At 59.3% G+C, this 20,906-nt stretch carries 17 protein-coding genes; all 17 read left to right on the forward strand.

The features are described 5' to 3' along the window. Nucleotides 1-161: 161 nt before the first annotated feature. The 17 genes from pyrH to pyrG all read left to right on the forward strand — a co-directional run bounded on the left by pyrH (nt 162) and on the right by pyrG (nt 20,906). The gene (gene pyrH / locus C4J83_RS06575; RefSeq protein ID WP_003172271.1) at nt 162-905 is read left to right on the forward strand and encodes a UMP kinase; all 744 of its coding nucleotides are present in this window, start codon (nt 162-164) and stop codon (nt 903-905) included. Further along, nucleotides 902-1,459, forward strand: a complete 558-nt coding sequence (gene frr / locus C4J83_RS06580) for a ribosome recycling factor (RefSeq protein WP_106577169.1) — start codon at nt 902-904, stop codon at nt 1,457-1,459. The genes pyrH and frr overlap by 4 nt, the downstream gene beginning before the upstream one ends. 17 nt (nt 1,460-1,476) lie before the next feature. After that, nucleotides 1,477-2,232, forward strand: a complete 756-nt coding sequence (uppS, locus tag C4J83_RS06585; protein WP_017137143.1) for a polyprenyl diphosphate synthase — start codon at nt 1,477-1,479, stop codon at nt 2,230-2,232. After that, nucleotides 2,233-3,042 carry a phosphatidate cytidylyltransferase gene (locus C4J83_RS06590; RefSeq protein ID WP_124416613.1) on the forward strand — a complete coding sequence of 270 codons (810 nt, stop codon included), beginning with the start codon at nt 2,233-2,235 and terminating at the stop codon, nt 3,040-3,042. After that, nucleotides 3,039-4,229 (forward strand): 1-deoxy-D-xylulose-5-phosphate reductoisomerase, encoded by a 1,191-nt coding sequence (gene ispC / locus C4J83_RS06595; protein ID WP_124416614.1) that lies wholly within the window; start codon nt 3,039-3,041, stop codon nt 4,227-4,229. The genes C4J83_RS06590 and ispC overlap by 4 nt, the downstream gene beginning before the upstream one ends. A gap of 53 nt (nt 4,230-4,282) precedes the next feature. Further along, the gene (gene rseP / locus C4J83_RS06600; protein WP_119738754.1) at nt 4,283-5,635 is read left to right on the forward strand and encodes a sigma E protease regulator RseP; all 1,353 of its coding nucleotides are present in this window, start codon (nt 4,283-4,285) and stop codon (nt 5,633-5,635) included. 74 nt (nt 5,636-5,709) lie between these two features. Beyond that, entirely contained in the window at nt 5,710-8,100 is a 2,391-nt protein-coding gene (gene bamA / locus C4J83_RS06605) for an outer membrane protein assembly factor BamA (protein WP_124416615.1), read from the forward strand. 45 nt (nt 8,101-8,145) lie between these two features. Then, nucleotides 8,146-8,649 carry an OmpH/Skp family outer membrane protein gene (locus tag C4J83_RS06610; RefSeq protein WP_003189173.1) on the forward strand — a complete coding sequence of 168 codons (504 nt, stop codon included), beginning with the start codon at nt 8,146-8,148 and terminating at the stop codon, nt 8,647-8,649. Between the two features lie 3 nt (nt 8,650-8,652). Beyond that, nucleotides 8,653-9,708, forward strand: coding sequence for a UDP-3-O-(3-hydroxymyristoyl)glucosamine N-acyltransferase (lpxD, locus tag C4J83_RS06615; protein ID WP_119738758.1), 1,056 nt, complete (start codon nt 8,653-8,655; stop codon nt 9,706-9,708). Nucleotides 9,709-9,819: 111 nt separating this feature from the next. Beyond that, nucleotides 9,820-10,260 (forward strand): 3-hydroxyacyl-ACP dehydratase FabZ, encoded by a 441-nt coding sequence (gene fabZ, locus C4J83_RS06620; protein WP_016976866.1) that lies wholly within the window; start codon nt 9,820-9,822, stop codon nt 10,258-10,260. Beyond that, nucleotides 10,257-11,033 carry an acyl-ACP--UDP-N-acetylglucosamine O-acyltransferase gene (gene lpxA / locus C4J83_RS06625; protein WP_106577163.1) on the forward strand — a complete coding sequence of 259 codons (777 nt, stop codon included), beginning with the start codon at nt 10,257-10,259 and terminating at the stop codon, nt 11,031-11,033. The genes fabZ and lpxA overlap by 4 nt, the downstream gene beginning before the upstream one ends. A gap of 2 nt (nt 11,034-11,035) precedes the next feature. Then, nucleotides 11,036-12,175 (forward strand): lipid-A-disaccharide synthase, encoded by a 1,140-nt coding sequence (gene lpxB / locus C4J83_RS06630; protein WP_106577162.1) that lies wholly within the window; start codon nt 11,036-11,038, stop codon nt 12,173-12,175. Then, a complete protein-coding gene (gene rnhB / locus C4J83_RS06635) occupies nt 12,172-12,804 on the forward strand; it encodes a ribonuclease HII (protein WP_124416616.1) in 633 nt (210 codons plus the stop codon). The genes lpxB and rnhB overlap by 4 nt, the downstream gene beginning before the upstream one ends. Nucleotides 12,805-12,880: 76 nt before the next feature. Beyond that, the gene (dnaE, locus tag C4J83_RS06640) at nt 12,881-16,402 is read left to right on the forward strand and encodes a DNA polymerase III subunit alpha (protein ID WP_124416617.1); all 3,522 of its coding nucleotides are present in this window, start codon (nt 12,881-12,883) and stop codon (nt 16,400-16,402) included. A gap of 129 nt (nt 16,403-16,531) precedes the next feature. Beyond that, a complete protein-coding gene (locus tag C4J83_RS06645; protein ID WP_106577159.1) occupies nt 16,532-17,479 on the forward strand; it encodes an acetyl-CoA carboxylase carboxyltransferase subunit alpha in 948 nt (315 codons plus the stop codon). A 202-nt stretch (nt 17,480-17,681) separates the two neighbouring features. Next, nucleotides 17,682-19,001 (forward strand): tRNA lysidine(34) synthetase TilS, encoded by a 1,320-nt coding sequence (tilS, locus tag C4J83_RS06650; RefSeq protein ID WP_124416618.1) that lies wholly within the window; start codon nt 17,682-17,684, stop codon nt 18,999-19,001. Between the two features lie 273 nt (nt 19,002-19,274). Next, nucleotides 19,275-20,906: a CTP synthase gene (gene pyrG / locus C4J83_RS06655; RefSeq protein WP_106577157.1), complete on the forward strand. Its 1,632-nt coding sequence runs from the start codon at nt 19,275-19,277 to the stop codon at nt 20,904-20,906.

The raw sequence follows: 20,906 nt of genomic DNA on the forward strand, positions 1-20,906 counted from the left end.
TCTTTTCAAATGGGAAGGCCAATTTTTATTTGGTTTCCTCTCGGAACTGGCTTACAAAGCCGTGTTCCGATGGCGCTGAGACAGCGTCCAGCTAGAGTGAACGCAAGCCGTAAACGGCTCGCCAAGAATTTTTAAAAAATACGCCGCAGGAGAGATTCGCAATGGCTCAGCAGGGCAGTGGTTATCAGGCTCGCTATAAACGCATTCTACTCAAGCTTAGCGGCGAGGCCCTGATGGGCTCGGAAGAGTTCGGGATCGATCCCAAGGTGCTCGACCGCATGGCGCTGGAAGTCGGCCAGTTGGTCGGTATCGGTGTTCAGGTCGGCCTGGTGATTGGCGGTGGTAACCTGTTCCGTGGTGCGGCGCTGAGTGCGGCCGGCATGGACCGGGTGACTGGCGACCACATGGGCATGCTGGCCACTGTGATGAACGCCCTGGCAATGCGTGACGCCCTGGAGCGTGCCAATATCTCGGCGATCGTGATGTCGGCTATTTCCATGGTTGGCGTGACCGATCACTATGATCGTCGCAAAGCCATGCGTCACCTGAACGCCAAAGAAGTAGTGATCTTTGCTGCCGGTACCGGCAACCCGTTCTTCACCACGGATTCGGCTGCCTGCCTGCGCGCCATCGAAATCGATGCCGACGTAGTGCTCAAGGCCACCAAGGTGGATGGTGTCTACACCGCGGACCCATTCAAGGACCCGCATGCCGAGAAGTTCGATCATCTGACCTACGATGAAGTACTGGATCGCAAGCTGGGCGTGATGGACCTGACGGCTATTTGCCTGTGCCGTGACCACAAGATGCCACTGCGCGTATTTAACATGAACAAGCCCGGCGCCCTGCTGAACATCGTACACGGCGGCGCGGAAGGGACTCTGATCGAGGAAGGCCAACAATGATCAACGAAATCAAGAAAGACGCTCAAGAGCGTATGCACAAATCCCTGGAGTCTCTGGCCCATGCTTTTGGCCAGATTCGTACCGGTAAGGCACACCCAAGCATCCTGGGCAGCGTGATGGTGCCGTACTACGGCACTGACACCTCCATTACCCAGGTCGCCAACATCACTGTAAAAGACTCGCGCACCCTGCAAGTCGTGGCCTTCGAGCGCAACATGCTCGCAGCCGTCGACAAAGCCATCCAGAGCGCCGGCCTGAACCTCAACCCGACCAACCTGGGCGAGTTGTTGCTGATCTCCATGCCTGCCCTGACTGAAGAAACCCGCAAGGGCTTCACCAAGCAGGCGCGCAGCGCTGCTGAAGATGCGCGTGTTGCCGTGCGCAACATTCGTCGTGATGCGTTGGGCGACCTCAAGAAACTGGTCAAGGACAAAGAAATCAGCGAGGACGAAGAGCGTCGCGCCGTTGCTGATATCGACAAACTGACCAAAGACGCCGAGGCCCAGATCACCAAGGCCACGGAAGAGAAAGAAAAGGACCTGATGGCCGTATAAGGGGTCAGGACGCCTTCATGGAAAAGACCAAGCAGACTGTGCCCTCCGTGGTGCCGCGCCATGTCGCGATCATCATGGATGGGAATAATCGCTGGGCGAAAAAACGCTTTATGCCGGGTGTCGCCGGGCATAAGGCGGGTGTCGATGCGGTGCGCGCTGTTATTGAAGTGTGTGCCGAGGCCAAGGTCGAGGTGTTGACTCTGTTTGCCTTCTCCAGCGAGAACTGGCAACGGCCCGCCGAAGAAGTCAGCGCCTTGATGGACCTGTTCTTCAAGGCGTTGCGTCGTGAGGCCAAGCGCCTCAACGACAACAACATCAGCCTGCGCATCATTGGTGATCGCTCGCGGTTCCATCCGGAACTGCAAGCGGCCATGCGCGAAGCCGAGGCTATCACCGCCGGCTCCAACCGTTTTGTGCTGCAGATTGCAGCCAACTACGGTGGTCAGTGGGATATCGCCCAGGCTGCACAGCGGCTTGCCCGCGAAGTGCAGGCCGGGCATCTGCGGCCCGACGACATTACGCCCGAATTGTTGCAAACCTGCCTGGTAACCGGTGATCTGCCGTTGCCGGACTTGTGCATTCGTACCGGTGGTGAGCACCGCATCAGCAATTTCCTGCTGTGGCAGCTGGCCTACACCGAGCTGTACTTCTCCGACCTGTTCTGGCCGGACTTCAAACACGATGCCATGCGCAATGCGCTGGCCGATTTCGCTTCCCGTCAGCGTCGCTTCGGTAAAACGAGCGAGCAGATCGAAGCTGGAGCCCGGGTTTAAATGCTTAAACAACGAATCATCACAGCACTGATCCTGCTGCCGATTGCCTTGTGTGGTTTTTTTCTGCTCGACGGTTCCGGCTTTGCGCTGTTTATCGGCCTGGTCGTTACCCTGGGTGCTTGGGAATGGGCACGCCTGGCTGGCTTCAACGAGCGGTTGCCGCGCGTGGTTTACGCCGCTGTGGTGGCGCTGTTGCTGTTTCTCATGCATACGCTTTCGAGCATTGTCGTGCCTTGGGTGTTGGGGGCAGCGGTGCTGTGGTGGGCGCTCGCGACCTTCCTGGTGCTGACCTACCCGCGCACCAGCGGCCAATGGTCCAGCGTGGCCAGCAAGTTGGTGATTGGTCTTCTGATTTTGCTGCCGGCCTGGCAAGGGCTGGTGGAAATCAAGAATTCGCCGATGGGCAACTGGCTGATCATGGCGGTGATGGTGCTGGTGTGGGGGGCTGACATTGGTGCCTACTTCTCCGGCCGGGCGTTCGGCAAGCGCAAGTTGGCGCCAGCCGTCAGCCCGGGCAAGAGCTGGGAAGGTGTTTACGGTGGCTTGGCATTGACGTTGGTGATCACGCTGGTTGTCGGCGTGGTGCGCGACTGGTCGGTCAAGGAAATTCTTCTGGCTTTGCTGGGCACTGCCGTTGTGGTGTTCATCTCCGTGGTGGGTGATCTCACCGAAAGCATGTTCAAGCGCCAGGCCGGAATCAAGGACAGCAGCAACCTGCTGCCGGGTCATGGCGGCGTGCTGGATCGAATCGACAGCCTTACCGCTGCCATTCCCATCTTCGCCGTGCTGTTGTGGATGGCGGCTTCGTGAGCCGCCTGCAACAGGTGACCGTGCTGGGCGCGACCGGCTCGGTCGGGCTCAGTACGCTGGATGTGATCGCTCGCCATCCAGATCGTTATCGGGTATTTGCGCTGACCGGCTTCTCTCGCTTGAATGAGTTGCTGGCCTTGTGCGTGCGTCATACGCCTAGATTCGCCGTTGTGCCAGAGGCGTCGGTAGCGCGCGGCTTGCAGGACCAATTGAGGTCTGCAGGCCTTGCGACCCACGTATTGGTGGGCGAGGAGGGCTTGTGCCAGGTCTCGGCTGATGCCGAAGTCGACACTGTGGTGGCCGCCATTGTTGGCGCGGCAGGGTTGCGCCCGACACTGGCCGCGGTCGATGCCGGCAAAAAGATCCTGCTGGCCAATAAAGAGGCGCTGGTGATGTCCGGCACGCTCTTTATGCAGGCTGTGCGCAAGAGTGGCGCCGTGCTGCTGCCTCTGGACAGCGAACACAATGCGATCTTCCAGTGCATGCCCGGTGATTTTGCCCGAGGCCTGAGCCAGGTTGGCGTGCGGCGGATTCTCCTGACGGCTTCCGGTGGCCCTTTCCGACAAACTCCGCTGGCTGATCTTGAGCATGTCTCGCCTGATCAGGCGTGTGCACACCCAAACTGGTCGATGGGGCGAAAAATCTCCGTGGATTCGGCGAGCATGATGAACAAAGGCCTTGAGTTGATCGAGGCGTGCTGGTTGTTCGATGCGCGGCCTGATCAGGTCGAGGTGGTGATTCACCCGCAAAGTGTGATTCATTCCCTGGTCGACTATGTCGATGGTTCGGTTCTGGCCCAGCTGGGCAACCCCGATATGCGTACGCCAATTGCCAATGCGCTGGCCTGGCCGGAGCGGATTGATTCCGGCGTTGCGCCGTTGGACCTGTTTGCCATTGCCCGCCTGGACTTCGAAGCGCCCGACGAGCAGCGCTTCCCGTGCCTGCGTCTGGCCCGGCAAGCGGCAGAGGCGGGCAACAGTGCGCCGGCCGTGCTCAATGCGGCCAACGAGGTGGCGGTGGCGGCGTTTCTTGACGGGCGTATTCGCTTTCCGCAGATCGCGAGTATCATCGAGGACGTTTTGAGTCTTGAGCCCGTTGTGGCAGTGGATGATTTGGGTGCAGTGTTCGAGGCCGATACGAAGGCCCGGGCCCTGGCCCAGCAGTGGTTGAACCGCAACGCGCGTTAGTCTGTGGGCAGGTTTGAGTCTTCAGGCACTGGATTGGAATGCGGAGAAATTAGATGAGTGCGCTCTACATGATTGTCGGCACCCTGGTTGCTCTGGGTGTGCTGGTAACCTTTCACGAATTCGGCCACTTTTGGGTCGCGCGTCGTTGCGGCGTCAAGGTGCTGCGCTTTTCCGTCGGTTTCGGCATGCCGCTGTTGCGTTGGCACGACCGTCGGGGCACTGAATTCGTGATTGCGGCCATTCCGCTGGGCGGCTACGTCAAGATGCTCGACGAGCGTGAAGGCGAGGTACCTGTCGATCAGTTGGACCAATCCTTCAACCGTAAGACCGTTCGTCAGCGTATCGCCATTGTCGCAGCCGGCCCGATCGCCAATTTCCTCTTGGCAATCGTGTTCTTCTGGGTCCTGGCCATGATGGGCAGCCAGCAGGTGCGCCCGGTCATCGGCGCAGTTGAAGCAGACAGCATGGCGGCCAAGGCCGGGCTGATCGCTGGGCAGGAAATTGTTTCCATTGATGGCGAGCCCACCACCGGCTGGGGCGCTGTCAATTTGCAGTTGGTTCGCCGTATGGGCGAAAGCGGCACTATTAATGTGGTGGTGCGCGAGCAGGATTCCACCGCCGAGACGCCGCGTGAATTGTCCCTGGACCATTGGCTCAAAGGCGCAGAAGAGCCTGATCCGATCAAGTCTCTGGGCATTCGTCCGTGGCGTCCGGCCCTGCCGCCGGTGCTCGCCGAGCTGGACCCGAAAGGCCCGGCGCAGGCCGCAGGTCTGAAAACCGGCGATCGCCTGTTGGCGCTGGATGGTCAGGCGCTGGGCGACTGGCAGCAAGTGGTGGATCTGGTGCGTGTACGGCCTGATACCAAAATTGTGCTGAAAGTTGAGCGCGATGGTGCTCAAATCGACGTCCCTGTGACCCTGGCTGTTCGCGGGGAAGCCAAGGCGGCCGGGGGTTACCTCGGTGCGGGGGTAAAAGGTGTCGAGTGGCCGCCATCGATGGTGCGCGAGGTGAGCTTCGGGCCTTTGGCGGCAATTGGCGAGGGTGCAAAACGCACTTGGACCATGAGTGTGCTGACGCTCGAATCGCTCAAGAAAATGTTGTTCGGCGAGCTCTCGGTAAAAAACTTGAGTGGACCGATAACCATTGCTAAAGTGGCGGGCGCTTCTGCCCAGTCGGGTGTCGCGGATTTCCTGAATTTCCTGGCTTATCTGAGTATTAGCCTTGGAGTTCTGAATTTGCTGCCCATTCCAGTATTGGATGGGGGGCATCTGTTGTTTTATCTGGTCGAGTGGGTGCGTGGTCGCCCCTTGTCGGATCGGGTGCAGGGTTGGGGGATACAGATCGGTATCAGTTTGGTGGTCGGAGTGATGTTGTTAGCTCTGGTCAACGATCTGGGACGACTGTAACGCTTCGCTGAATTGCGAATCTGCCGCATTTTGCGGCAGTTTGTTTATTGCCAGTTGGAATAAGAAAGGACTTCATGAAACGTCTGCTGCTAACTGCGGTTCTCACCGTATTGATGATCGCCGAAGTTCACGCCGAGTCCTTCACTATCTCCGATATTCGCGTCAACGGCCTCCAGCGGGTTTCCGCGGGTAGCGTCTTTGGTGCCTTGCCGTTGAACGTCGGGGAACAGGCGGATGATCGTCGCCTGGTGGAATCCACTCGTGCGCTGTTCAAAACCGGGTTCTTTCAAGATATCCAACTGGGTCGCGAAGGCAACGTCCTGGTCATCACTGTCGTCGAGCGACCTTCTGTCGCCAGTATCGAGATCGAAGGTAACAAGGCGATCTCCACTGAAGACTTGATGAAGGGTCTCAAGCAATCCGGCCTTGCCGAGGGCGAGATCTTCCAGCGCGCCACCCTTGAAGGTGTGCGTAACGAATTGCAACGTCAGTACGTTGCCCAGGGCCGCTACTCCGCGACCGTGGAAACAGAAGTGATCCCGCAGCCTCGTAACCGTGTTGGCCTCAAGGTCAAGATCAACGAAGGCACCGTGGCGGCAATTCAGCACATCAACGTGGTGGGTAACACCAAGTTTGCTGATGACGACCTGATCGACCTGTTCGAACTCAAGACCACCAACTGGTTGTCGTTCTTCAAGAACGATGACAAGTACGCCCGTGAAAAACTGTCGGGTGACCTGGAACGTCTGCGCTCCTACTACCTGGACCGTGGCTATATCAACATGGATATCGCTTCGACCCAGGTGTCCATCACCCCGGACAAGAAGCACGTCTACATTACTGTCAACGTCAACGAAGGCGAGAAGTACACCGTTCGTGACGTGAAACTCAGCGGCGACCTGAAAGTACCTGAAGACCAGGTCAAGGCGCTGTTGCTGGTACAGAAAAACCAGGTGTTCTCGCGCAAGCTGATGACCACCACGTCCGAGCTGATCACCCGTCGTCTGGGTAACGAAGGCTATACCTTTGCCAACGTCAACGGCGTACCGACTCCGCACGATGATGACCACACTGTGGACATCACCTTCGTCGTTGACCCGGGCAAGCGCGCCTACGTGAACCGCATCAACTTCCGTGGCAACACCAAGTCTGCGGACGAAGTGCTGCGTCGTGAGATGCGTCAAATGGAAGGTGGCTGGGCGTCGACTTACCTGATCGACCAGTCCAAGACTCGTCTTGAGCGCCTGGGCTTCTTCAAAGAAGTCAACGTCGAAACCCCGGCCGTACCGGGCGTTGATGACCAGGTTGATGTGAACTACGCCGTTGAAGAACAAGCGTCGGGTTCGATCACCGCCAGCGTTGGTTTCGCACAGAGCGCCGGTCTGATCCTCGGCGGCTCGATCACCCAGAACAACTTCCTCGGTACCGGTAACAAGGTTTCCATCGGCCTGACCCGAAGCGAATACCAGAGCCGCTATAACTTCGGTTATGTCGACCCCTACTGGACTGCTGATGGTGTGAGCTTGGGCTACAACGCCTTCTACCGCACCACTGACTACAAAGACCTCGACGTTGACGTTGCAAGCTATGCGATCGACAGCCTCGGCGCCGGTGTGAACATCGGTTACCCGATCAGCGAGACGTCGCGTCTGACCTTCGGCCTGACCGCGCAACAAGACAAGATCAAGACCGGTGTGTACACCGTGGACGAAATCTTCGACTTCGTGCGTAAAGAGGGTGACCAGTTCCTGAACTTCAAGGCTTCGGCCGGTTGGTCGGAATCGACCCTGAACAAAGGCGTGCTGGCGACCCGTGGTCACTCCCAGAGCCTCACGGCAGAAGTGACTACGCCGGGCAGCGACCTGTCGTTCTTCAAGCTCGACTACCGTGGTCAGTTGTTCCAGCCGTTGAGCGATAACTACACCATGCGTCTGCACACTGAGCTGGGTTATGGCGACGGTTATGGTTCGACCAATGGCTTGCCGTTCTACGAGAACTACTATGCTGGTGGTTTCAACTCGGTGCGTGGCTTCAAGGACAGCACCTTGGGTCCACGTGGTACGCCGAGCCGTGGCGTTGGCGTAACGGGTAACCAGGGCACTCTGGCTGACTCGGACAACGATCCCCTGCCATTCGGTGGTAACGTTCTGATTCAAGGTGGTGCGGAGATTCTGTTCCCGCTGCCATTCGTCAAGGACCAGCGATCCCTGCGTACTTCGGTCTTCTGGGATGTGGGTAACGTGTTCGACTCCAAGTGCGAACAGGTTAAAAACCCGGCACCTAATTCCGTGTCCAACACCCAGTGCAACGACGTGAGCCTCAGCAACCTGGCGAGCTCCGTGGGTGTGGGTGTGACATGGGTGACCGCGCTTGGCCCATTGAGCTTTGCTCTGGCCATGCCGATCAAGAAACCGGATAACGCTGAAACCCAGATTTTCCAATTCTCCCTCGGCCAGACGTTCTAAGCGTCTGACCCAAGATAACGACAACGGATTCTGTAGGAGTACATCGTGCGCAAGTTGACTCAATTGGTTCTGCTGGCCACCGTGCTGGTGACCACCCCGGCCTTCGCCGAAATGAAAATCGCCGTCCTGAACTATCAGATGGCTCTGCTGGAGTCCGACGCGGCCAAGCGTTACGCAGTGGATGCCGAGAAAAAATTCGGTCCGCAACTGACCAAGCTGAAAACGCTGGAGAGCAGTGCCAAAGGCATCCAGGATCGTCTGGTAGCCGGTGGCGACAAAATGCAGCAAGGCGAGCGTGAGCGCCTGGAGCTTGAATTCAAGCAAAAGGCCCGTGACTACCAGTTCCAGTCCAAGGAGCTGAACGAAGCCAAAGCCGTTGCCGACCGTGAAATGCTCAAGCAGCTCAAGCCGAAACTCGACAGCGCTGTGGAAGAAGTCATCAAGAAAGGTGCCTTTGACCTGGTGTTCGAACGCGGCGCCGTGATCGACGTCAAGCCTCAATACGACATCACCCGCCAGGTGATCGAGCGCATGAACCAGCTGAAGTAAGCCATGACCGCGACTATCAAACTCGGCGAGTTGGCCGAGTTCCTGGGGGCCACCTTGCGCGGCTCCCCGGAGAAAGAAATCACTGGGCTAGCCACCTTGCAGGGGGCTGGCCCAGCTCAGTTGAGCTTCCTCTCAAGTCCCAAATACCGTAAATACCTGGTCGACAGCCAAGCCGCAGCCGTGTTGCTGAAGGCCGCTGATGCCGAAGGGTTTGCCGGGGATGCGCTGGTGGTGGCCGATCCTTACCTGGCTTATGCCCGGGCCTCGCACCTGTTCGATCCAAAGCCAACGGCTGCTGGCGGTATTCATCCGTCTGCGGTCATTGCTGATGATGCCTGGGTTGACCCTGCGGCAAGCATTGGTGCGTTTGCCGTGATCGAGAGCGGCGCGCGCATTGCCGCCGGCGTCACAGTGGGTGCGCATTGCTTTATCGGCGCACGCTGCGAGATCGGTGCCGATGGCTGGCTGGCTCCGCGTGTCACCCTGTACCACGACGTGCGTATCGGTGAACGTGTGGTCATTCAGTCGGGCGCCGTGATCGGGGGTGAAGGCTTCGGCTTTGCCGAATCCAAAGGCATCTGGCACAAGATTGCCCAGGTGGGCGGTGTGCTGATCGGCGACGACGTGGAAATCGGCGTCAATACCGCAGTGGACCGTGGCGCCTTGGCGGATACCGTCATCGGTAACGGTGTGAAGCTCGACAACCAGATCCAGATTGCCCACAACGTACAGATTGGCGATCACACCGCCATGGCCGCGTGCGTGGGGATTTCCGGCAGCACCAAAATCGGCAAGCATTGCATGCTCGCTGGTGGCGTCGGGTTGGTGGGGCACATCGAGATTTGCGACAACGTCTACATTACCGGCATGACCATGGTGACGCACTCGATCACCGAGCCTGGTGCCTATTCTTCCGGTACCGCCATGCAGCCCGCGGCTGAATGGCGCAAGAGTGCAGCACGTTTGCGGCAGATCGACGACATGGCTCGACGCCTCAAACAGCTGGAAAAGCGTGTTGGGGACGTGACCCCTGGCGGTAATGCTTCATCAGAAGGCTGATACCATTTCCATATCAAGTGTGCACAGCCGCTAGACTGCCTCCTTGATTTGCTAGCGGGGCGTGCGTTTTGTCCGCCCGCCCCCAATCTTTATTACAGGCTTCCCCCCGAAATGATGGACATCAACGAGATTCGCGAATACCTGCCTCACCGTTACCCGTTCCTGCTGGTGGACCGTGTAGTGGACCTCAACATCGAGGAAAAGCGCATTCGTGCCTACAAGAATGTCAGCATCAACGAACCGTTCTTCAATGGCCACTTCCCCGCGCATCCAATCATGCCGGGCGTATTGATCATCGAAGCGATGGCCCAGGCTGCCGGTATCCTTGGTTTCAAAATGCTCGACCTCAAGCCTGCCGATGGCACGCTGTATTATTTCGTGGGCTCCGACAAGCTGCGTTTTCGCAACCCGGTCACACCGGGTGACCAGTTGATCCTGGAAGCCAAGTTCATCAGCTGCAAGCGCCAGATCTGGAAGTTCGAATGCCAGGCTTCGGTGGACGGCAAGCCGGTGTGCTCTGCTGAGATCATCTGCGCGGAACGCAAACTATGAGTTTGATTGACCCTCGCGCAATCATCGATCCGTCGGCCGTTCTGGCCGCCGACGTTGAGGTCGGCCCATGGTCGATCGTCGGCGCAGGTGTTGAAATCGGCGAGGGGACTGTCATCGGGCCACACGTGATCCTTAAGGGGCCGACCCGCATTGGCAAACACAATCGTATCTACCAGTTTTCCTCGGTAGGCGAAGACACCCCGGACATGAAGTACAAGGGTGAGGAAACACGCCTGGTAATCGGTGATCACAACATCATCCGTGAAGGCGTGACGATTCACCGCGGTACCGTGCAGGATCGTGCCGAGACCACTCTGGGGGATCACAACCTGATCATGGCCTATGCCCACATCGGCCACGACAGCGTCATCGGCAACCATTGCATTCTGGTCAACAACACTGCGTTGGCGGGCCATGTGCATGTTGATGACTGGGCGATTCTGTCTGGCTTTACCCTGGTGCATCAGTATTGCCATATTGGCGCCCACAGCTTTTCCGGCATGGGCACTGCGATCGGCAAGGACGTTCCGGCCTTCGTCACGGTATTCGGCAACCCGGCTGAAGCGCGCAGCATGAACTTCGAAGGCATGCGCCGTCGCGGTTTCAGTGAAGATGCGATTCACGCCCTGCGCCGCGCCTATAAAGTGGTTTACCGTCAGGGTCTGACGGTTGACCAAGCCTTGACCGAACTGACCGAGCCGGCAGCGTTGTACCCGGAAGTCGCGGTGTTCCGTGACTCTATCCAGGCATCGACTCGCGGCATCACCCGCTGATCATGGCTAATCTGCGTATCGCGTTGGTGGCCGGAGAAGCTTCCGGCGATATTCTCGGCGCAGGCTTGATGCGGGCCCTCAAGGCCCAGCATCCCGCGGTGGAATTTATCGGTGTGGGCGGCCCGCTCATGCAGGCCGAAGGGCTGACGTCCTACTTTCCCATGGAGCGTCTTTCCGTCATGGGTCTGGTGGAAGTGCTGGGCCGTCTGCGCGAGCTACTGGCTCGCCGCAAGCTGCTGATTCAGACCTTGATTGAAGAAAAGCCTGACGTCTTTATCGGAATCGATGCGCCGGACTTCACCCTCAATATCGAGCTCAAGTTGCGTCAGGCCGGGATTAAGACCGTGCACTACGTCAGCCCTTCGGTATGGGCGTGGCGGCAGAAGCGCGTGCTCAAGATCCGTGAAGGCTGCGATTTGATGCTGACACTGCTGCCGTTCGAAGCCAGGTTCTACGAAGAGAAGGGCGTGCCGGTGCGATTTGTCGGGCACACCCTGGCCGATACCATTCCGTTGCAAGCTGATCGCGCGGCTGCGCGTGCCGAGCTGGGTCTGCCCGACGGCCCGCTGGTAGCGTTGATGCCGGGCAGTCGCGGCGGTGAAGTCGGTCGCCTGGGGGCGCTGTTTTTTGACGCCGCCGAACGTCTGCAGGCGTTGAAGCCCGGCATTCGTTTTGTGTTGCCATGTGCCAGCCCGCAACGTCGTGCACAAATTGAAACGCTGCTGGAAGGGCGCACGCTGCCGGTGACCTTGCTGGACGGTCAGTCGCACCTGGCCCTGGCGGCATGTGATGCGGTACTGATCGCCTCAGGCACCGCCACCCTGGAAGCGTTGTTGTACAAGCGTCCGATGGTCGTGGCCTATCGCCTCGCGCCGCTGACGTTCTGGATTCTCAAGCGCATGGTCAAAAGTCCTTACATCTCCTTGCCCAACCTGTTGGCCCAGCGTCTGCTGGTCCCGGAGTTGTTGCAGGACGATGCAACGCCCCAGGCTCTGGCGCAAACGCTGCTACCCTTGATCGACGGCGGCGAAGAACAGACCCGCGGTTTCGACGACATCCACCGGACCTTGCGCCGTGATGCGTCGAACCAGGCTGCAGACGCCGTGCTGACCTTGATTGGCCACAAACAGGAAGCCCTATGACGACGCAAATGGGCCTGGACTTCAGCCTGGTCGCGCAAGTGCACGAGCTGGTCGCCGGGGTTGACGAAGTAGGGCGCGGCCCGCTGTGTGGCGCCGTCGTCACGGCGGCGGTGATTCTCGATCCGAACCGCCCGATCCTGGGCCTCAACGACTCGAAAAAACTCACCGAAGCGCGTCGCGAAAAGCTTTACGACGAGATCTGTGAAAAAGCTCTGAGCTGGCATATTGCCCGGGCTGAAGTCGAAGAAATCGACGAGCTGAACATCCTTCACGCGACCATGCTGGCCATGCAGCGCGCAGTGGAAGGCCTGCATATCACGCCCAAAATGGCGATGATCGACGGTAACCGTTGCCCGAAACTGGCGATGCCTGCCGAAGCGGTGGTCAAGGGTGACAGCAAGGTTCCGGCCATCGCTGCCGCCTCGATCCTGGCCAAAGTCAGCCGTGACCGTGAGATGGCCGCGTTTGAGTTGATCTACCCCGGCTACGGCATGGCTGGCCATAAAGGCTATCCGACGCCCGTTCATCTGGAAGCCCTCGCTCGCCTCGGCCCCACGCCGATCCATCGCCGCTCGTTCGCCCCGGTCCGCCAGGCTTACGAGCTGCGCGAGAGCCTCATCGAGGTTTAGTCGCGAGGCTGATGTTTTGCTCAAGGCCCGGTACAATCCGGGCCTTGTTGTCTCCACGTATTAGAACAGGATCACTATGCCGGCTTCATTCGTTCACCTGCGCCTGCACACTGAATACTCCCTGGTCGACGGCCTGGTACGGATCAAACCGCTGGTCAAAACCCTGGTGGGCATGAACATGCCTGCGGTAGCGGTGACCGATCAGAACAACATGTGTTCTCTGGTCAAGTTCTACAAAAACGCCATGGGCGCCGGAATCAAGCCGATTTGCGGCGCCGACCTGTGGCTGTCCAACAAAGACCCGGATAACCCCCTGAGCCGCATCAGCCTGTTGGCGATGAACGGCGTCGGTTATCGCAACCTCACCGAATTGATTTCCCGTGGCTTTATCGACGGCCAGCGCAACGGTTCGATCATCATCGAACGCGAGTGGGTGGCCGAGGCGAGCGAGGGCGTGATCATGCTCTCGGCTGCCAAAGAGGGTGAGATCGGCATCGCGTTGCTCGGCGGCAACCCGCAGGAAGCCGAAGTACTGGCGCGCGAGTGGATGCAGGTCTTCCCCGACCGTTTCTACCTGGAAGTTCAGCGCACCAATCGCCCCAATGATGAAGAGCATCTGCACGCCGCCGTGGCCCTGGCCGACAAGCTGGGCGCGCCGCTGGTCGCGACCAACGATGTGCGCTTTATCAAGAAGGAAGATTTCGAAGCCCACGAAACCCGCGTGTGCATCGGCGAAGGCCGGGCTCTGGACGACCCGCGTCGTTCCAAGAACTACAGCGAAGAGCAGTACCTCAAAAGCGCCGACGAGATGGCCGAGCTGTTCAGCGACCTGCCCGAGGCCCTGGAAAACTCCGTCGAGATCGCCAAGCGCTGCAATATCGAAGTGAAGCTGGGCAAGCACTTCCTGCCCAACTTCCCGATTCCTGATGGCATGACCATCGATGAGTATTTCCGCAAAGTGTCCTTCGATGGCCTTGAAGAGCGCCTCAGCGTGCTGCTGCCCAAGGACACCACCGAGGACTACGAGGCCAAGCGCCAGGTCTACGTTGACCGACTGAATTTCGAGCTGGATATCATCATCCAGATGGGATTCCCCGGTTACTTCCTGATCGTGATGGACTTTATCCAGTGGGCCAAGAACAACGGCGTACCGGTAGGTCCTGGCCGTGGATCAGGTGCCGGTTCGCTGGTGGCTTACGTTCAGAAGATTACCGACCTTGACCCGCTGGAATATGACCTGCTGTTCGAGCGGTTCCTGAACCCGGAACGGGTCTCCATGCCCGACTTCGACGTCGACTTCTGCATGGATGGCCGCGACCGCGTGATCGAGTACGTGGCCGAGAAATACGGCCGCAATGCGGTAAGCCAGATCATCACCTTCGGTTCCATGGCGGCCAAGGCTGTAATCCGTGACGTGGCGCGGGTGCAGGGCAAGTCCTACGGCCTGGCGGACCGCCTGTCGAAGATGATCCCGTTCGAAGTCGGCATGACCCTGGAAAAAGCCTACGAGCAGGAAGAAATCCTGCGCGACTTCATCAAGGTCGATGAAGAGGCCGCCGAAATCTGGGACATGGCGCGCAAGCTCGAAGGTGTGGTGCGTAACGTCGGTAAACACGCCGGTGGTGTGGTGATCGCGCCGACCAAGTTGACCGACTTTTCGCCGATCTATTGCGATGAAGAAGGCGACGGCCTGGTAACCCAGTTCGACAAGGACGACGTTGAAGCCGCCGGCCTGGTGAAGTTCGACTTCCTGGGTCTGCGGACCCTGACGATCATCGACTGGGCGCTGAAGACGATCAACCGTGACCGCGCCAAGGTCAACGAAGCGCCGCTGGATATCGCCTTTATCCCGCTGGACGACAAACCGACTTACACCTTGCTGCAAAAAGCCGAAACCACGGCGGTGTTCCAGCTTGAGTCGCGCGGCATGAAAGAGCTGATCAAAAAGCTCAAGCCCGACTGCCTGGAAGACTTGATCGCACTGGTGGCACTGTTCCGTCCCGGCCCGCTGCAGTCGGGCATGGTGGATGACTTCATCAACCGTAAGCACGGCCGCGCCGAGCTGGCGTACCCGCATTCGGATTATCAGTACGAAGGCCTCAAGCCGGTACTGGCGCCAACCTACGGCATCATCCTGTATCAAGAACAGGTGATGCAGATTGCCCAGGTGATGGCCGGCTACACCCTCGGCGGCGCGGACATGCTGCGTCGCGCCATGGGTAAGAAAAAGCCCGAAGAAATGGCCAAGCAGCGCGGCGGTTTCATTGAGGGGTGTGCCACCAACAATATCGACGCCGACCTCGCCGGTAACATCTTCGACCTGGTAGAAAAGTTCGCCGGTTATGGCTTCAACAAGTCTCACTCCGCCGCCTACGGCCTGGTGTCGTACCAGACTGCCTGGCTGAAAGCCCATTACCCGGCGCCGTTCATGGCCGCGGTACTTTCGGCGGATATGCACAACACCGACAAGGTCGTGACCTTGATCGAGGAAGTGCGCACCATGAAGCTGCGCCTCGACGCGCCGGACGTGAACGCCTCCGAGTTCAAGTTCACGGTGAACGACGAAGGCCGCATCATCTATGGCCTGGGCGCGATCAAAGGCGTGGGCGAAGGCCCGGTCGAAGCCATCACTGAAGCGCGCCAGGACGGGCCGTTCAAGGACTTGTTCGACTTCTGCGCGCGGGTTGACCTCAAGCGCATCAACAAACGCACCCTCGACGGCTTGATCCGCAGCGGCGCGCTCGATCGCCTTGGCCCGTATTTCCATGATGAGCCCAAGGCTTATCAGGCCAATATCGACCGCAACCGTGCGGTGCTGCTGACCGCCATGGAAGAAGCGATCAAGGCGGCCGAACAGACCGCCCGCACCCACGACAGCGGCCACGCCGACCTGTTTGGCGGCTTGTTCGTCGAAGAGGACGCGGACGTTTACGCCAACCACCGCAAGGCCAAGGAGTTGACCCTCAAGGAACGACTCAAGGGCGAAAAAGACACCCTGGGCCTGTACCTCACCGGTCACCCGATTGACGAATACGAAGGCGAAATCCGCCGTTTCGCTCGTCAGCGCATCATCGACCTGAAACCGGCGCGCGACACTCAGACGGTCGCCGGCATGATCATCGCTCTGCGAGTGATGAAAAATAAGAAGGGCGACAAGATGGGCTTTATCACCCTCGACGACCGCTCGGGCCGGATCGAAGCGTCGCTGTTTGCCGACGCTTTCCACTCCGCGCAGTCGTTGCTGCAGACCGATGCCATGGTGGTCGTTGAAGGTGAGGTCAGCAACGACGACTTCTCCGGCGGCCTGCGCCTGCGGATCAAGCGGGTGATGAGTATGGAAGATGCGCGCACCAACCTCGCCGAAAGCCTGCGCTTGAAGGTCAAGACCGAAGCCCTTAAAGGCGATCAGCTACGCTGGTTGGGTGACCTGCTCAAGCGCCACCGTGGCGCATGTCCGGTGACCATGGAATACACCGGCAATGACGCCAAGGCGATGTTGCAGTTTGGTGAGACGTGGCGAATTGATCCCGCCGATGGCTTGATTCAAGCTTTGCGTGACCAGTTCGGGCGAGACAACGTCTTCCTCCAATACCGTTGACGGTCAGATATGTCTGATCTCGACTGAACATTTAATCTCGACCTAAACGCGCCTCTCCCTTAAGGTAGGGCGCGAATAGACAACCGGCTGGCCAGGCACTCCTTGGCCGTCGACCCAAGACGGACGCTTATGAACCCGAATTTTCTTGATTTCGAACAGCCGATCGCTGACCTGCAAGCCAAGATTGAAGAATTGCGCCTGGTCGGCAATGACAATTCGCTGAATATCGGCGATGAGATCGCTCGCCTGCAAGACAAGAGCAGCACGCTCACCGAGGACATCTTCGGCAAGCTGACCAGCTGGCAGATCGCGCGCCTGGCACGCCACCCGCGCCGTCCGTACACCCTGGATTACATTCAGCACATCTTCACCGAGTTCGACGAACTGCACGGCGACCGCCACTTCTCCGACGACGCGGCCATCGTGGGCGGTATCGCTCGCCTGGACGACCAGCCGGTGATGGTGATCGGTCACCAGAAAGGCCGCGAAGTGCGTGAAAAAGTCCGCCGCAACTTCGGCATGCCGCGCCCCGAAGGCTACCGCAAGGCGTGCCGCCTGATGGAAATGGCCGAGCGCTTCAAGATGCCGATCCTGACCTTCATCGACACGCCGGGCGCTTACCCGGGCATCGACGCCGAAGAGCGTAACCAGAGCGAAGCAATCGCCTGGAACCTGCGTGTCATGGCGCGCCTGAAAACCCCGATCATCGCCACCGTGATTGGTGAGGGTGGTTCCGGCGGGGCGCTGGCCATTGGCGTGTGCGACCAGCTGAACATGCTGCAATATTCGACCTACGCGGTAATTTCGCCGGAAGGTTGCGCTTCGATTCTGTGGAAAACCGCCGAAAAGGCACCGGACGCTGCTGAAGCCATGGGTATCACCGCTGATCGCCTGAAAGGCCTGGGCATCGTGGACAAAGTGATCGCCGAGCCATTGGGCGGCGCCCACCGTGACCCGGCTGCCGCTGCTGCTACCCTGCGCGCCGAGCTGGGTTCGCAATTGGCGATGCTCAAGAAGTTCGATAATGAGGCGTTGCTGGCCCGTCGTTACGAGCGTTTGATGAGCTACGGTCTCTGATCAAACGCTGCAGACAATGCAGTACCGCTGTGGGAGCGGGCTTGTGTGGGATCTGGCTTGCCTGCGATAGCATCGACTCGGTGTAACAGATAACCCGAGTTGCCTGCATCGTGGGCGAGCCCGGCTCCCACACAAGCCCGCTCCCACATTTGCTTTGTGTATGCTGGGTTATCGCATTCCAGATTGATGGCGGTACTGTGTTATGAAGCCGGCTCTACCCGCCAACCTTCTGCAAAATCTGGCGCCCTGGCGCAATGCCCCGGCCTGGCACATCGCATTCTCGGGTGGTCTGGACTCCACCGTCCTGCTGCACCTGTTGGCCACTCTGGCAACCACCGAAACCCTCCCGCCGCTCAGTGCTGTCCACGTCCACCATGGCTTGCAAGCTGCTGCTGACGCCTGGCCGAGCCATTGCCAGGCGGTGTGTGACGCCGTGGGCGTGCCCTTGCGGGTAATGCGCGTGCAAGTGCAGCCGGGCGCCAGCCTTGAGCGTGCGGCGCGTGACGCGCGTTATCAGGCGTTTACCGAGGCCACTGGCGCGGGGGAGGTGTTGCTCACCGGGCAGCATCGCGACGATCAGGCTGAAACCCTGTTGTTTCGGCTGATGCGCGGTGCAGGGGTACGCGGGCTGGCGGCTATGCCTGTGCATCGCCCACTGGCAAGGGGCCACGTGGTGCGGCCGTTGCTGGAGGCCTCGCGTGCTGAATTGGAAGCCTACGCCCACGAGCAACAGTTGACGTGGATCGAAGACCCTTCGAACGCCGACCCACGTTTCTCGCGCAATTACTTGCGCCATCGTGTGCTTCCCGTATTGACGCAGCGATGGCCTCAAGCCGTTTCCAGCCTGGCGCGCACCGCCGAACACCTGAGTGAAGCCCAGGGCCTGCTCGACGAGTTGGCGAGGATGGACTTGCAAGCTGCCGATCAGCCTTCGCCATTTTCCTGGTTGCCTCTGCCCTCGTTGGTTATGGCTCCACTGCGCGAACTTTCTGACGCCCGCCAACGTAATGCCTTGCGCCACTGGCTGGCGCCTCTGACCCGTTTACCCGACAGCGACCACTGGGCCAGCTGGCAGGCCCTGCGCGACGCCAAGGCTGACGCACAACCGCTGTGGCGCCTGGCCGACGGCCAGTTGCATCGTTGCGGCGAGCGCATCTGGTGGCTGCCCGCAACATGGTTGGAGTTTTCCGACGCCGTGGTCAGTTGGCCGCATCCGCAAAACCCACTCGCGTTACCCGGCAATGGCCAGCTGAACTTTATCGGTGAGGCTCCCCAAGGTCCGCTTGAGGTGCGTTACCGTCAGGGCGGCGAAATCATCGAAGTGCCCGCTCGAGGCCGGCGCGACTTGAAGCGCTTGCTTAATGAATGCGGGCTGCCGGGCTTTGTCCGTGGCAGATTGCCGCTGGTCTATCAGGGTGAGCAATTGCTGGCTGTCCCAAGCCTTGCAGGGCTGTGGGCCAGGCTGCCGGGTGATGGACAATTGGATTGGATGCCACAGACTTGCGATCAAGGTTTGAGCTGATAGAGCCTTTCCGGTAGACTACGCTCCCTTCTTGATACAACTTCTGTGGATTCGACTGAATCGCAGCAGTTGCCGATTACCAAGCAGTCTTTGCTGGGCGATTCCAAAAAATGTGTAGCGATCAACGTACCGGTGTTTCATTGCTGGTCTGTCACAACGCGGCGGTTTTTTTGAAAGGTGCACTGTGATTAATGCAGGTGATCGGGGGCTTCGGCCTTCCTTCGCTTTCCCCGGCGGCTCGGACCGCTTTAACGCAGACTTCTAGGGTTTTTCATGACGCGCTACATATTCGTCACGGGCGGTGTTGTTTCTTCATTGGGGAAAGGCATTGCCTCCGCTTCATTGGCGGCCATCCTGGAGGCGCGGGGACTTAAGGTCACCATGCTCAAGCTGGACCCGTACATCAACGTTGACCCGGGCACCATGAGCCCGTTCCAGCACGGTGAAGTGTTCGTCACGCACGACGGCGCCGAGACCGACCTGGACCTGGGCCACTACGAGCGGTTCATCCGCACGACCATGACCCAGAACAACAACTTCACCACTGGCCGTGTCTACGAGCATGTGCTGCGCAAGGAGCGCCGTGGTGACTACCTGGGTGCAACCATCCAGGTGATCCCGCACATCACCGACGAAATCAAGCGTCGCATCATCAAGGGTGCAGGCGATGCCGACGTGGCGATGGTCGAGATCGGTGGCACCGTGGGTGACATCGAATCCCAGCCGTTCCTCGAAGCCATCCGCCAGCTGCGTTTCGAAGTCGGCGCCAAGCGCGCGATGCTGATGCACCTGACGCTGGTGCCGTACATCGCCACCGCCGGCGAAACCAAAACCAAGCCTACCCAGCACTCGGTCAAGGAACTGCGTTCCATCGGCCTGCAGCCGGACGTGCTGGTATGCCGCTCCGATCACCCGATCGACATTTCCTCGCGTCGCAAGATTGCGCAGTTCACCAACGTTGAAGAGCGTGCGGTGATTGCCCTGGAAGACGCCGACACCATCTACAAGATCCCGGGCATCCTGCACTCCCAAGGCCTGGATGATTTTGTGGTCGAGCGTTTCGGCCTGCAGTGCAACGGCGCGGACCTGTCCGAGTGGGAAGCTGTGGTGGATGCCAAGCTCAACCCTGAGCATGAAGTCACCATCGCCATGGTCGGCAAGTACATGGAGCTGCTGGACGCGTACAAGTCGCTGATCGAAGCGATGAGCCACGCCGGTATCAGCAACCGTACCAAGGTCAACCTGCGCTACATCGATTCCGAAGACATCGAGAACCAGGGCACTGCCTTGCTCGAAGGTGTTGATGCGATTCTCGTACCGGGCGGTTTCGGCCTGCGTGGCGTGGAAGGCAAAATCACTGCGGTTCAGTACGCTCGTGAAAACAAAGTGCCGTACCTGGGTATCTGCCTGGGCATGCAAGTGGCCGTTATCGAGTTCGCCCGTAACGTGCTGGGCTGGAAAGACGCCAACTCCACCGAGTTCGATCACACCAGCGGCCACCCGGTCGTGGGCCTGATCACCGAGTGGGAAGATGCGACCGGCGCCGTTGAAACCCGTACCGAAAGCTCCGACCTGGGCGGCACCATGCGCCTTGGCGCGCAAGACTGCCTGCTGGAGCCGGGCTCGCTGGTTCACGATTGCTATGGCAAGGACGTGATCGTCGAGCGTCACCGCCACCGCTACGAAGTGAACAACAACCTGCTGCCGCAGATCAAAGAAGCCGGCCTGAAAATCTCCGGTCGCTCTGGCGATGGCAAGTTGGTTGAAGTGGTCGAGGCGCCGGATCATCCGTGGTTCGTGGCCTGCCAGTTCCACCCTGAGTTCACCTCGACCCCGCGCGACGGTCACCCGTTGTTCAGCGGTTTCGTTAAAGCAGCACTGACGCAACATCAGAAGAAGGCGTGA

It is taken from the genome of Pseudomonas sp. LBUM920, from assembly GCF_003852315.1.
Lineage (GTDB): Bacteria > Pseudomonadota > Gammaproteobacteria > Pseudomonadales > Pseudomonadaceae > Aquipseudomonas.